A 12,639-nucleotide genomic window follows, 5' to 3' on the forward strand; every position below is an offset into this window, starting at 1 on the left:
AAATCCTAGCTTGCTAGGATTTTAAACTGTCATTAAATTTATCTCTAGAATCGGGTGAACAATATCCACTGGATGTTATTCCTCATCCATACTCAGGACACTGAGAAAGGCTTCTTGTGGAACTTCGACAGATCCGATAGCTTTCATCCGTTTTTTACCGGCTTTTTGTTTTTCTAGGAGTTTGCGCTTCCGGGAAACGTCACCACCATAACACTTGGCAAGTACATTTTTACGAAGGGCCTTGATATCAGTACGAGCCACAATCTTATGTCCAATGGCTGCCTGAATGGGCACTTCAAACTGCTGACGAGGGATAATTTTCTTGAGCTTGTCCACAATCAGCTTACCACGCTCATAGGCAAATTCTTTGTGAACGATAAAGCTGAGAGCATCAACCTTGTCGCCATTGAGGAGAATATCCATCTTCACCAGCTTGGACGAGCGATACTCAGAGATTTCATAGTCAAAGCTAGCATAGCCACGAGTAGAGGACTTGAGCTTGTCAAAGAAATCAAAGACGATTTCAGCAAGCGGGATTTGATAGATGACATTGACCCGATTATCATCAATATAGTCCATGGTCACAAAGTCACCACGCTTGCGCTGAGCCAGCTCCATAACTGCTCCGACAAATTCTTGGGGCACCATAATCTGTGCCTTAACGTATGGCTCTTCGATGGAATCAATCTTGGTCGGGTCCGGAAACTCGCTTGGGTTGGACACATCAATAGACGCCCCATCTGTCATATTGACCTTATAGATAACGGATGGCGCCGTCATAATCAGATCGATATTAAACTCACGCTCCAAACGCTCCTGAATGACATCCATGTGCAGTAAGCCCAGGAATCCACAACGGAAACCAAATCCTAATGCCTGTGATGTTTCTGGTTCAAACTGCAGACTGGCATCGTTTAGCTGGAGTTTTTCGAGAGCCTCACGCAGATCGTTGTATTTATTGGACTCGATAGGATAGAGACCAGCGAAGACCATAGGATTCATCTGCTTGTAGCCAGCTAGTGGCTCTGCAGCTGGATTGTCCGCCAAGGTCACTGTATCTCCGACCCGAGTATCCTGTACCGTCTTGATAGAGGCTGCGATATAACCAACATCCCCAGTAGCCAAGAAATCACGACCAACGGCCTTGGGCGTAAAGATGCCGACCTCAGTTACATCAAAGGTCTTGCCATTACTCATGAGCTGAATGCTATCTCCCGGCTTGACCACACCGTCCATCACCCGCACTTGCAGGATTACCCCACGATAGGCATCGTAGACTGAGTCAAAAATCAAGGCCTTGAGCGGTGCTTCAACATTTCCAGTCGGAGCTGGAACTTTTTCCACAATCTGCTCTAAAATTTCCTCAATTCCGATACCAGCCTTGGCAGAAGCTAATACGGCTTCGCTAGCATCCAAACCAATCACGTCTTCAATCTCAGTTCGTACACGTTCTGGGTCCGCAGCTGGCAGGTCAATCTTATTAATAACTGGTAGGATTTCCAAGTCATTATCCAGCGCTAGATAAACATTGGCCAAGGTCTGAGCTTCAATTCCCTGAGCCGCATCCACGACCAGAATGGCACCTTCACAGGCCGCAAGTGACCGCGATACTTCATAGGTGAAGTCTACGTGTCCCGGGGTGTCAATCAAGTGGAAGATATAGGTTTCGCCATCCTTGGCAGTATAATTGAGCTCGATAGCATTGAGCTTAATGGTGATGCCACGCTCCCGCTCCAAGTCCATGCTGTCTAAGAGTTGGGCTTGCATTTCCCGGCTGGAAACCGTCTCAGTCGCCTCCAAAATCCGGTCAGCCAAGGTTGATTTCCCATGGTCAATGTGGGCAATGATGGAGAAATTGCGAATCTTCTCCTGACGTTTTTTCAAATCTTCTAAATTCATTTTTCTCTTCCTTTTAGGGTATTCTATTCATTATACCATAAGGAAGCGGACTTTTACCACTGTTGGAAATTTTTCCAATCCATCCATATCCTTTCCTCATCAGGTCAAAATATGCTATAATATTCACAAATACCTTTGGAGAAAACTGATGATTAAATTACTTGCTCTTGATATGGACGGCACTCTGCTAGACAATCAAAAGGAAATCCCTCAAGCTCACATTGAGGCCATCCACCAGGCAATCAAGGCTGGTGTCAAGCTGGTTTTGTGTACCGGCCGTCCTCTTGTCGGTGTCAAGCCTTACTATGAAAAACTAGGCCTTACCCAAGAAAATGAATACGTTATCGTAGATAACGGCTGCGCTATTCACCAGACAGAAGACTGGAAGCTGGTCAACTGGCGCCAATTAAGCAAAGAAGATATCATCTTCCTAGATCAGATTTCCAAACAAACACCAGCACAATATACCCTTTTTGACGAGGAGCGTTATCTGGTCGTCGATGAAGAGCCAAATAACCTTGTCACCTATGATGCCAGTTTGGTCTTCACTACCCCTACTCAGATCAGTCTTGAGGAAGCTCTGCATCCCGATACAATCATGTTTCAAGCTATGTTTTTAGCACAACCAGAAGAATTGGATGCCTTTGAAGCCCAGTTTGGAGACGTTTTGAGTCAACGATTCAGTGCTGTCCGCTCTCAACCTGTTATTTTTGAAACGATGCCCAAAGGGACAACCAAGGCAACTGCTTTAAAAGAATTAACTGAAAAACTTGGTTTTTTGCCAGAAGAAGTCATGGCTATCGGCGACGCCAACAATGATATCGAAATGCTCGAATTCGCAGGCCTCGGAGTTGCTATGGGCAATTCTAGCAACTATGTTAAAAAACTAGCCAATTATGTGACAGATACCAATGATGCGAACGGTGTCGCCGCAGCTATTGAAAAGTTTATTTTGAATCAATGAGATATAAAAGATGGTGGGACAGAAGTAATTTTTTAAAATTTTACTTCATCCTCTTGCCTCTAGACTGAGATTAAAAGGATCTTTCAGACATTATTTTGTTATCACTTAGTTTATCTTTTATTACCTTATTAGATTAAACAGTCTGGGAAACTGTTGATCAGAACAAAGCGAGGCTGAAACAAAAGTGTCTCAGCCTTTTTTGTTGCAATCTAAAAAGTATCGAGATTAGAAAATCTCTATTCCCTTCTTTTTTCACATTTTCCAGTATACTTGCAGGTGGCTGGTAAGATGGGAGTGCCTAGCTCCTGTCAAAAAGCTGCTGATACGGTGCAGTAAACAGATCTTAACACAATGATCCTAATCCAACCAGAGTGCTCCGCTACATCTCCTCCATAATTAGAAAATGATAAACATAAAGCCGATAAGGATTATGTCCAAAAACATAATTGGCCATCGCAACGGCTTTCCTCCATGTAAAGTTACATATTCTTAGTGCTGGCACAAAGACTACTGGCAAAGCAGTTCCCTGATCAAATCTTGGTGCCAAAGTATCGCGAATTTCCCTTCTGAAATCATGTTATAAAGTCAGCAACGAAAATGCATAATCAGCTTTTAGGCAGTTTTCCTGCTTTCTCCAGCATTTTCTTGACAAAGTATGGCATTTTAACATTTTCGCGGCCTTTTTTCTCAATCAATTTCTTGACAAAATCTGGCATTTTCAGCTCTGCACCTTCTGCCAGAATCTGACTGCTCTCCTCCGACGGCTGCAATTCATCAAATGTTTCTTCTTCTGGAAAACATTCTTTGAAAGGTTCATGCTTATGGCGGTGGATACTTTGAATCAGAGCGTCAATTAGACGGTCATCTGCATTGGGCATAGGCGGTCTATGATAGGCAACACCCAGATCTTCGCAAAGTTCCTTGCACTCCACGTCATTGTCAAAAAGGACCTCTATATGCTCACTGATAAAGCTAATCGGTACAAAAATATAATGCTGCGGATGTGTTTCTTGCTGACGCATGTAGTCCAGCACATCAGGTTTGATCCAAGGGAGTCCAATGTCACTCTCACTTTGCCAAACATTGAGATAATCCTCCTCTGTCAAACCCAACCTGTCAGCAATCAAGCGGACATTGTCATAGATCTGATCAATGTAAGGATCTCCAAAATCTAAAGCCAGAATAGGCACACTGTGGGCTGAAAAGAAAATCTTGAAGGTCTCCTCTCCAACCTCTTCTGTAAGAATCTTTCTCAGTTTCTCTGCCCAATAATCAAGAATAGCTTCTTCTTGATACCATTCCTTAATGATATTAAAGCGGATGGAGTCACTCTGGATAAACTTCTCATAACCCATAACAGAATAGTAAGAAAAATGCGGCTCTAGGATCAAACAGATACAATCCTCAATACCATCCTCTTCCATCCGCTCAATCACATCTGGGATAAAAGGACGTGAGAATTTATTGGCAAAATAAACCGCATACTCACCAGATAAACGCTGACGGACCTTTTCCACCTCTTCTAGACTGATACGCTGCAGAGGCGTTCCGCCAATGAGGACATAGTTATCATAGAGGGTCTGAATCTCATGGTCTTGCGGCCTGACACCGCGGCGAATATTGGTAAAAAATTCAGCCACTCCCTCAAAGCTAATCTCCTCTGGCGAGCCAAAAGTCATCATTAGAACTGCTTTCTTCATCATCTTTCCTCTTCAATCACCTTGTGAAAACCAAACTAGCCTTTCAATGGTTTACTTGTAATTTCTTTCATTTTAACATCTTAAAAAAGACTTGAATAGCCTAAAATCCCATTCTCTACGAAGAAAATACAAATTTAATAATTCAGACATTTTAACAATTGAAAAACAAAAATAAAACAGAACGGACTGCTGCTCTCCAAAACTGAAAAATAGTTTGCGACTTCATCTTTTAAAGCCTTCCCTGTGAAATTCATATTTTTTAACGCTTATATAAAATGGTTTTTAAGATGTTAGTTAGAAGCGACAGCAGTAAAAAATATTTCTCACCTTTCCCCAATTATGCTAAAATAGATTTGAATAAATGAAAGAGGAGTTTTTATGAAATACCCTAATCTTTTAGAGCGTTTCCTGACTTATGTCAAGGTCAACACGCGCTCAGACGAAACATCTACTACTACACCCAGCACCCAGAGTCAGGTGGACTTTGCTAACAATGTCCTCATCCCTGAGATGAAGCGGGTTGGCTTGGAAAATGTCTACTACCTACCAAATGGCTTTGCGATTGGAACTCTGCCAGCTAACGATCCAAGCTTTACCCGCAAGATTGGCTTTATTTCCCACATGGATACGGCGGACTTCAACGCAGAAAACATCCAGCCGCAGGTCATTGAGAATTATGACGGCGGTGTGATTCCGCTTGGTCAGTCTGGCTTCAACTTAGATCCTGCTGACTTTGCTAGTTTGAAAAAATACAAAGGACAAACCTTGATTACAACCGATGGAACGACTCTTCTTGGATCTGATGATAAATCAGGTATCGCTGAAATTATGACAGCAATTGAGTATCTATCAGGTCACCCGGAAATCAAACACGGCGAAATTCGAGTTGGTTTTGGTCCAGATGAAGAAATTGGTGTTGGAGCTGACAAGTTTGATGCGATAGATTTCGATGTAGATTTCGCTTATACGGTTGACGGTGGCCCGCTTGGAGAACTTCAATTTGAAACTTTCTCTGCAGCTAGTGCAGAAATCACTTTCCAAGGACGCAATGTCCATCCAGGGACAGCCAAAGGACAAATGATTAATGCTCTGCAATTAGCTATTGACTTTCATAATCAATTGCCACATGGTGACCGCCCTGAGTTAACAGATGGCTACGAAGGCTTCTATCATCTTATGAATGTAGAAGGAACTGTTGAGGAAGCAAAAGCAAGTTATATCATTCGTGACTTTGATACAGTAACCTTTGAAAAACGCAAAGAATTCATGCGCTCCATTACCAATAAAATGAACGAAAAACATGGTGAACGGGTTCATTTAGAACTGAAAGATCAATACTACAATATGCGCCAAGTCATTGAAAAAGACATGACACCAATCAATATCGCAAAAGCAGTCATGAACAAATTGGACATCAAACCGATTATTGAACCTATTCGTGGCGGGACGGATGGCTCTAAAATTTCCTTTAAGGGAATTCCAACACCAAATATCTTTGCCGGTGGTGAAAACATGCATGGACGCTTCGAATACGTCAGTCTGCAAACAATGGAACGTGCTGTCGATACCATTATCGGCATCGTCTCTTATCAAGAAAAATAAACTTTAATGAATATAAAAAGCGAACACAGCTAATCTCCCACGAAATTAGTATGTTCGCTTTTTCATTATTGACTTTCAGTCTGTCTCGCTCCGCTAGGTGCGAGACAAATAAACCACCCGCTATGCGGGTGCGCATCAAAGGTTATACCAAAAAAACTCCAAACGCGATACAATAAAGGTGTTCAAGCCAATTGTGAAGCGAAAGGAGAAAAATATGGCGCAAAAGGCACATAGTTTATCACACACAAAGTGGATGTGTAAATATCACATTGTGTTTACACCTAAGTATAGACGAAAAGTTATCTATAATCAATATCGAAACAGTTTGGGTGAAATATTCCACCGATTATGTGGTTATAAAGGAGTTGAAATTATTGAGGGACACTTAATGCCAGATCATGTACATATGTTAGTAAGCATTCCACCAAGGATAAGTGTTTCTAGTTTCATGGGGTATTTAAAAGGTAAAAGTGCTCTCATGATGTTTGACAAACACGCCAACCTAAAGTACAAGTTTGGGAACCGACATTTTTGGGCGGAAGGTTATTACGTGAGTACAGTAGGACTTAATGAAGCCACCATCAAGAAATATATCCAAGAGCAGGAAAAGCATAATATAGCGTTGGATAAATTGAGTGTAAAAGAATATGAGGATCCCTTTAGGGATAGTGGTAAGTAATGCAAACACCTCTTTGAGAGGTTTGTGACGAGTCAAGAGCAATGAGGCTTGAACAAAGTGAAAGCCAGCGTCTTTAGGCGCTGGCTGGTGATGTGGGCTTATAGCCCTGGAACAAACCACCCGTTAGACGGGTGGTTATGATTCTATTTCCTAATTCTGATCCAATTTCCAGAGTAAAATTTATCCTTGTTGAACCTACTCCAACACATTCTGGAACACAGAAGTTTTCCTGAGAGACAGCATTGATTAAACCGCCTACCTCTTATTGTCCTGCTACTTCATTTGTTGAAGGATCTTGAACAGAAGACTGATTCGACTTTTCTTGCACGGTATTGACCTCTTGATCTTTTGATTCTGGAGCAGTGTTATCAGAGGCTGCTTGACTGTTACTGTCACCTGCTAAAGCTTGAGTCTCACTTGATACCTTAGCAGAGGCAGCTTCCATGGATGTTTCAGCAGATTTCCCTGCTTCGGAATCTTTCTCTTCAGATTTACCCGCGTCAGAGACTGGTTTTTCAGCTTTGTCCGGATGTTGAAGACCTTCGATAAAAGTCTGAACTTCTGTAAGCAATTCCTCTTTATTGACCTTGTTATCCGCAAGCTTATCAAATAAAGCTTCTAGCTTAGTAAATACTTCATCTGAAGCATTTTGTTCCTCAAGCAACTTATGGGCAGCCATAAGGAGGACATAGATTTTCTTATAGAGCTCTTGGTCTTTCGGACTGCTTTCTGCTTGCTGAGCTTTGATGGTCTCAACCATCTTAGCCAAGAGAATCTTGCCATCTGCTAAAATAGCTTCTCTATCCTTACTAGCTGCTTGAAAATCAGTTTGGAGTACCGTTAATTGATTCTTATAATCTTCCTGACTAGCAGAATCTTTGATTCTTTCTAAAAGCGTTTGCCCTTGCTGGAAGAGAGCCTGGAAAGTTTCATCCGGAATCTCTACTTTTGGCCGCGGCGCAAATTCACCGTACAATTCTTTCAAGAAGCCATAGATAGCTGTTTTGTAGTTTTGATCATCAGTCTTTTCTGTATCTAGAATTGTTTTACTTTTTGCTGGAGCCGTCTCACCACTAGCAAGAGCCTTATCAACTTCTAGCTTCGTCTGATAGAGATCCAAGAATAAAGCTTTCAAATCAACCGCTTCGATAAAGGCTTGTGACTTGTAGATCTTCATAGCTAAGTCTGCAACTTTTTTACGAAGCTCTGGCTGCAATCGTGCATCATCTACGGCTAGATAGAAGGCCTTTAGATATTCGACAGAAGTCACCCCTGTCCTGTCTTGATAATCTTGAAGACTGGTCAGCAGTTGATCGATTTCATTTATCTTAACTCCATTTTTCTCCACCTTAGCTAGCTGCAATTCACTGAGCAAGGAAGTCTTATTGACATTGTAGCTGTCTGTTTCCAAGCGTTTGATTTTATCGACCAGTTCCTGATATTTCTTATCTACTTCCGTCAACTTCTCAGTTTGGGCGCTCTTATCTACGTGAATATAGTGCTTATCAAATTGCTCCAAACTAGCCAAATAGCCAGCTGTCGAATTGCTTGGCAATTGCTTCATGGTTTCTACAAAGTTTCCTAAAGCAAGCTCAATTCGGCGCTGCATCAACAGATCGTCAGCATAAATCGTTCGACTCGCTGTAAGCAGAGCTTCCACTTTCTCTAAAACAGGCTTTTCACTATAAGCACCGGCTTGATAAGCTGATTGTAAGGCTGGCAGTTTATTCTTTAGACCTAAGTCAACACCTTTGGACTGTACACGAATGTAATGATTGTGGTCCCCGTGGGGAATAACAAACTGACCATTTTCTACTTGAATGCTGTAAGGCGACAAACCTGAACGCAGAGCCGTTGTATAGAGCTCATTTAAAAAGTCCAACTCAGGATTCCCTGTCTCTAAAGGAATACGGACATGCTCTTTTCTGACAGCATAAGGGTGGATATGGGTCGGGTCATAAGCTTGATCTGGATTATTAAAGACGAAGAAGCCTTTGGAAATCTTAATCGCTTCGCGCGGAACTCCATAAGTCTTGGAGATATAAGCCATCTTTTCCTCATCACTGGCATCGCGAGAATAGCGATCATATTCTGCGCTGACTGGACTGGACTGGTTTGAATCTTTTTGCTTAGCCAAGTTAGCTTCTGCTGCTGCAATTTGATCTGCCGTCAAATCCTTTTTAAAGAAGTAATGAGCATGGCCTCCATGTTGGACAACATAACCTTCCTCATCTTTTGAGATGACAGCTTCCGCATGAAAACCATGGTCGTGCTCAGGCTGAGACGGTAGCTGAGGCTTCAAAGCTTGCAGAGGATCTCCCAGCGGCTGATAGGTATAACCTATAGGAATCAAGCGGGCAATCTTCGCTTCCAAGTCTGACAGCTTGTCATAAGGAATGAAATGATGGTGGTCTCCGTGGGGGATAACAACCCCCTTGTCTGTCCGACGACTAATTTTCAACGGGTCAAACACCACACCGTCCCCTTCATGATAGCGCTGAGATTGAGGCAGGGCATAGAGTTGCTGCAGCAGACTTGGCAAGGATGGCTGAGATGGTTGAGACGGCTGGAGCGGATTGGACGGACTCGGCTGAGGAACCGCTAAGCCAGGACTTGGCTGCTCAATCTTTGAATGATTTGGCAGCTGTGGAGTCCGATTTGAGACTGGTCCACCCTGATTGCCAGCACTATTCTGATTCCAAGTATCGGAAGAAGCAATCGTCTTGCCGTAGTTAGGCGGATTCACCCGTCCACCAGCCCGTCTGCTATTCCAGTAGCTCTGAGCCGCCGCTAATTCTGCTGGTGACAGGTCGCTCTTAGGAATGTAGTGAAAATGCCCGCCATGCGGCACGATAAAAGCATCGCCAGTATCCTCGATGATGTCAGACGGACTGAAAGTATAACCATCATCCGTCTTATAATACCCTTGGCCTTGATAGCTAACTCCTGTAAGGTCTACTGCTGTCTTTCCCGCAGCTAAGTACTTGCTGGGCTGGCTGAAATCGCGAGTCTTGCTTGATTTTGTAGTGGAAGATTTGCCACTATCGCCATCTTCCTTGGTCTTATGCAGCTTTTTCTGTTGGGCAATCTCCTCCACCGAGCGGACATTGCTGGTATGCTTGGCATCTTTGAGGTAAAGATAATATTTCCCCTCTACCTCAATGATATAGCCATCCTTGACCTCATTGATAATATCTGCTTCCTGCAGCGTGTAGTTAGGATCTCGGATAATCAGCTCTTCGCTGATAATGGCATCAAAAGGAACCTTTCCATCAAAGTAATGATAATGATCTCCGTGGGAAGTGACGTATCCCTGATCTGTGATTTTCACGACAATCTGCTCCGCTTCAATACCTTCCTCGTCATTGATTTGGTCAGATGTCAATTTTTTATTTTTATCCGTCTTGCCATCCGAAGTCTTGTCCTCAATATAGGCTACTTGGTTATCTTTGGTCTGGGGTCGGGATTGAGCTTGCCATTGGATGAGCCCGTAAGTGCCAAGGCCGACAGCCAGTATAGCGACTGAAGCAAGGAAATATTTCTTTTTCATGGTTCTCCTTTATTCTTTCAAATCTTTGGCTAAAACAGCTAGATTTGCTTCTAAATTTTCTAAATAAGACAGTTGATTGGCTGGGTCTGCTTCCAGAGGATTCAGCTCCTTAATTTTTACACCAGTCGCCTTGACCAAAGTCTGGGCGATTTTCGAGGAAGCATTGCTTTCCACAAAAATGGTCCGCACCTTGTGCTCCTTGACAAAGTCTTCTATCTCTGTCAGCTGGCGTGGACTAGGCTCCTGCTCTGGTGAGATACCAGCAATGCCCAGCTGGGTCAGCCCAAAACGCTTGGCTAGATAAGAAAAGGCGGTATGCTGGGTGACAAAGGTCTTGTTGGGCACTTTATCAAAAATCTTCTGGTAACGCTCGGTCAGCTCCTTGGCCTGTTCTTGAAATTTTCGAGCATTAGCCTTATAAGTATCTCGATGGTCGCTATCCAGCTCCGACAGCTTGTCGGCAATAATCTGAGCTTCCTCCGCAGCTTTTTTAGGATCCAGCCAGGTATGGGGGTCATAGAGTGTCTTCTCATCCACTCCCTCTCCTGCTTGGACATCTTCTAAGCCTACGACCCGATCCAGCTCCATACCTTGAGAAGCCTCAAGGACCTGAACCTTAGAATGCTGCAAACTCGGATTGAGCTCGCCTGCCCAAGACTCCAAAGTCCGCGAGTGATAGACAAAGACATCCGCATCATAGATGGCTGCCACGTCATTGGCTGAAGGCTCAAAATCATGAATGCCGCTGCTAGACTGAATCATGCGCACATCATTCAGGTCCCCCGATATAGCCTTGACCATAGAATAGATAGGATAAAAACTCGTCACAATCTTCAAGCCTTGGGATGGATTAGCGTTGCCAGACTCCTTCTGAGACTGACAGCCCAATAGACATAGGGCCAGAGCCAGCAAACTTAGCCAAGTTGCAATTCTCTTACTTTGTTTCATAAAATCTCCTTAATTATCATTAACCAGTTAATTAACTGGTTAATATCATACACTTTGTCAATATTTTTGTCAAGTTATTTTGAAAAATATCCAAGAAAAAGAGGAAGAAGGACAGTAAAAAGAGAAGATCAGTTTGATCCTCTCCAGATTTTAGCTTTTCTCTAATAGCTACAGTTGACAATGAGGTGCAACAACCCATCAATTCTCACTTCCCTCGCTCCTATATTTTCAGATTCGAGCTAAATAGCGTTGACACCCTCATTTCAGACCAAGCATCACCTACGTCCCACAATACAGTTGTATGAGGAACTACTTTTATCGGATCTGCTCAAAATGCAGATGGACGGCGATATGGTCTCCGTAGCCGCTACGCTCCAAATCACGCTGCAAGCGGTACGAAATGTAATGCTCAGCAATGGTAATGTAGCCCGCTCCCAAAAGACGATTCTCTACCATGGACTGAATCATGCTAATAGTCGCGCGCTCTACCTTGGCTTCTTCCAAATCTAAAACAACTTTTTTAGTCACCAAAGCCAGATTTTGACGGAGATCGTCCGTCAGAACATACACAGTCTGTGCTGCCTTCAAAACAGCTTGATAAATCTTATCTGGGTCAAATTCAACAACTTCACCGCTACGCTTAATAACTTGCATAAATGCTCCTTTTTATTTTTAAATATTTCTGAAATAGTGTAAATCTCTGGCCTGACTACTATCAATCCAATTTTCAGTAGCATTTTCAAAGCCAAAGCCTTCTTTTTCGTAGAAAGAAATACCGAGAGTATTTCCTTCGGTCACTGTGACAGCTTGTTCCACAGCTTGATGTTCCGATTTTTGATAATCCGTTAAGGTACGGACCAAGGCATGACCAACTCCCAATCGTTGAGCTCGAGGCAAAACATAGAGAACATAGATATTAGCTCTACCGTCCTCCCCCATACCGCCTCCAATGCATCCGAGAGCTTGACCATCTACTTCTGCCAGCCAGTAGCCATTCCATTCAGGAGAGAGCTCGGTCAAGTCCTTTACTAAGCGCTCTTGACTGTAAAATATTTCAAAAACTCGCCGGATGTACTGGGAGGAGTAGATTTCTTGATAAGTGCTCAGCCAAGTTTCGGTACAAATGTCCTGAATAATCTGCCAGTCCTCTTCGCTAGCTTTACGTATAAGCAGCACCATCACCTCCAGAGCTCAAAGCTAATGATCACCTTTTCATTATACAATCTTTTTCATTATTTTTCAAAAGAAACTCCCTATCTGCATAATAACCAAATGATGAAAAACAATCACAGCAACA

9 protein-coding genes are annotated in these 12,639 nt (G+C 43.0%); 3 read left to right on the plus strand and 6 right to left on the minus strand.

Annotated elements, in window-relative coordinates; genetic code table 11:
* Positions 1-75: 75 nt before the first annotated feature.
* On the minus strand, positions 76-1,899 hold the full coding sequence (gene lepA / locus AC5FEC_RS04395) for a translation elongation factor 4 (RefSeq protein ID WP_234550287.1): 1,824 nt from the start codon (positions 1,897-1,899) through the stop codon (positions 76-78).
* A gap of 148 nt (positions 1,900-2,047) precedes the next feature.
* On the opposite strand from lepA, the gene AC5FEC_RS04400 reads away from it, so the two are divergent.
* Positions 2,048-2,863 carry a Cof-type HAD-IIB family hydrolase gene (locus tag AC5FEC_RS04400; RefSeq protein WP_217473002.1) on the plus strand — a complete coding sequence of 272 codons (816 nt, stop codon included), beginning with the start codon at positions 2,048-2,050 and terminating at the stop codon, positions 2,861-2,863.
* 605 nt (positions 2,864-3,468) lie between these two features.
* On the opposite strand, the gene hemH is transcribed toward AC5FEC_RS04400, so the two are convergent.
* Entirely contained in the window at positions 3,469-4,563 is a 1,095-nt protein-coding gene (gene hemH / locus AC5FEC_RS04405; RefSeq protein WP_493661442.1) for a ferrochelatase, read from the minus strand.
* 378 nt (positions 4,564-4,941) lie between these two features.
* On the opposite strand from hemH, the gene pepT reads away from it, so the two are divergent.
* Positions 4,942-6,165 (plus strand): peptidase T, encoded by a 1,224-nt coding sequence (gene pepT, locus AC5FEC_RS04410; RefSeq protein ID WP_493661414.1) that lies wholly within the window; start codon positions 4,942-4,944, stop codon positions 6,163-6,165.
* A 214-nt stretch (positions 6,166-6,379) separates the two neighbouring features.
* Entirely contained in the window at positions 6,380-6,844 is a 465-nt protein-coding gene (gene tnpA, locus AC5FEC_RS04415; RefSeq protein WP_493661415.1) for an IS200/IS605 family transposase, read from the plus strand.
* A 262-nt stretch (positions 6,845-7,106) separates the two neighbouring features.
* Here tnpA and AC5FEC_RS04420 read toward each other — a convergent pair whose 3' ends face one another.
* From AC5FEC_RS04420 to AC5FEC_RS04435, 4 genes are all read right to left on the minus strand, one after another.
* Positions 7,107-10,394: a pneumococcal-type histidine triad protein gene (locus AC5FEC_RS04420; RefSeq protein WP_493661416.1), complete on the minus strand. Its 3,288-nt coding sequence runs from the start codon at positions 10,392-10,394 to the stop codon at positions 7,107-7,109.
* A gap of 9 nt (positions 10,395-10,403) precedes the next feature.
* Positions 10,404-11,342, minus strand: coding sequence for a metal ABC transporter solute-binding protein, Zn/Mn family (locus AC5FEC_RS04425; protein WP_493661417.1), 939 nt, complete (start codon positions 11,340-11,342; stop codon positions 10,404-10,406).
* A gap of 315 nt (positions 11,343-11,657) precedes the next feature.
* Complete coding sequence (locus tag AC5FEC_RS04430; protein WP_037617483.1) at positions 11,658-11,996, minus strand: ATP cone domain-containing protein; 339 nt, start codon at positions 11,994-11,996, stop codon at positions 11,658-11,660.
* 18 nt (positions 11,997-12,014) lie between these two features.
* The gene (locus AC5FEC_RS04435; RefSeq protein WP_493661418.1) at positions 12,015-12,518 is read right to left on the minus strand and encodes a GNAT family N-acetyltransferase; all 504 of its coding nucleotides are present in this window, start codon (positions 12,516-12,518) and stop codon (positions 12,015-12,017) included.
* Between the last annotated feature and the right edge of the window lie 121 nt (positions 12,519-12,639).

The organism is Streptococcus sp. STC1396 (assembly GCF_058933875.1).

What these genes read in the sequence shown, in the direction of transcription:
- lepA (WP_234550287.1), bottom strand. Translation starts at nt 1,899, where the DNA reads ATGAATTTAGAAGATTTGAAAAAACGTCAGGAGAAGATTCGCAATTTC.
- AC5FEC_RS04400 (WP_217473002.1), top strand. Translation starts at nt 2,048, where the DNA reads ATGATTAAATTACTTGCTCTTGATATGGACGGCACTCTGCTAGACAAT.
- hemH (WP_493661442.1), bottom strand. Translation starts at nt 4,563, where the DNA reads ATGAAGAAAGCAGTTCTAATGATGACTTTTGGCTCGCCAGAGGAGATT.
- pepT (WP_493661414.1), top strand. Translation starts at nt 4,942, where the DNA reads ATGAAATACCCTAATCTTTTAGAGCGTTTCCTGACTTATGTCAAGGTC.
- tnpA (WP_493661415.1), top strand. Translation starts at nt 6,380, where the DNA reads ATGGCGCAAAAGGCACATAGTTTATCACACACAAAGTGGATGTGTAAA.
- AC5FEC_RS04420 (WP_493661416.1), bottom strand. Translation starts at nt 10,394, where the DNA reads ATGAAAAAGAAATATTTCCTTGCTTCAGTCGCTATACTGGCTGTCGGC.
- AC5FEC_RS04425 (WP_493661417.1), bottom strand. Translation starts at nt 11,342, where the DNA reads ATGAAACAAAGTAAGAGAATTGCAACTTGGCTAAGTTTGCTGGCTCTG.
- AC5FEC_RS04430 (WP_037617483.1), bottom strand. Translation starts at nt 11,996, where the DNA reads ATGCAAGTTATTAAGCGTAGCGGTGAAGTTGTTGAATTTGACCCAGAT.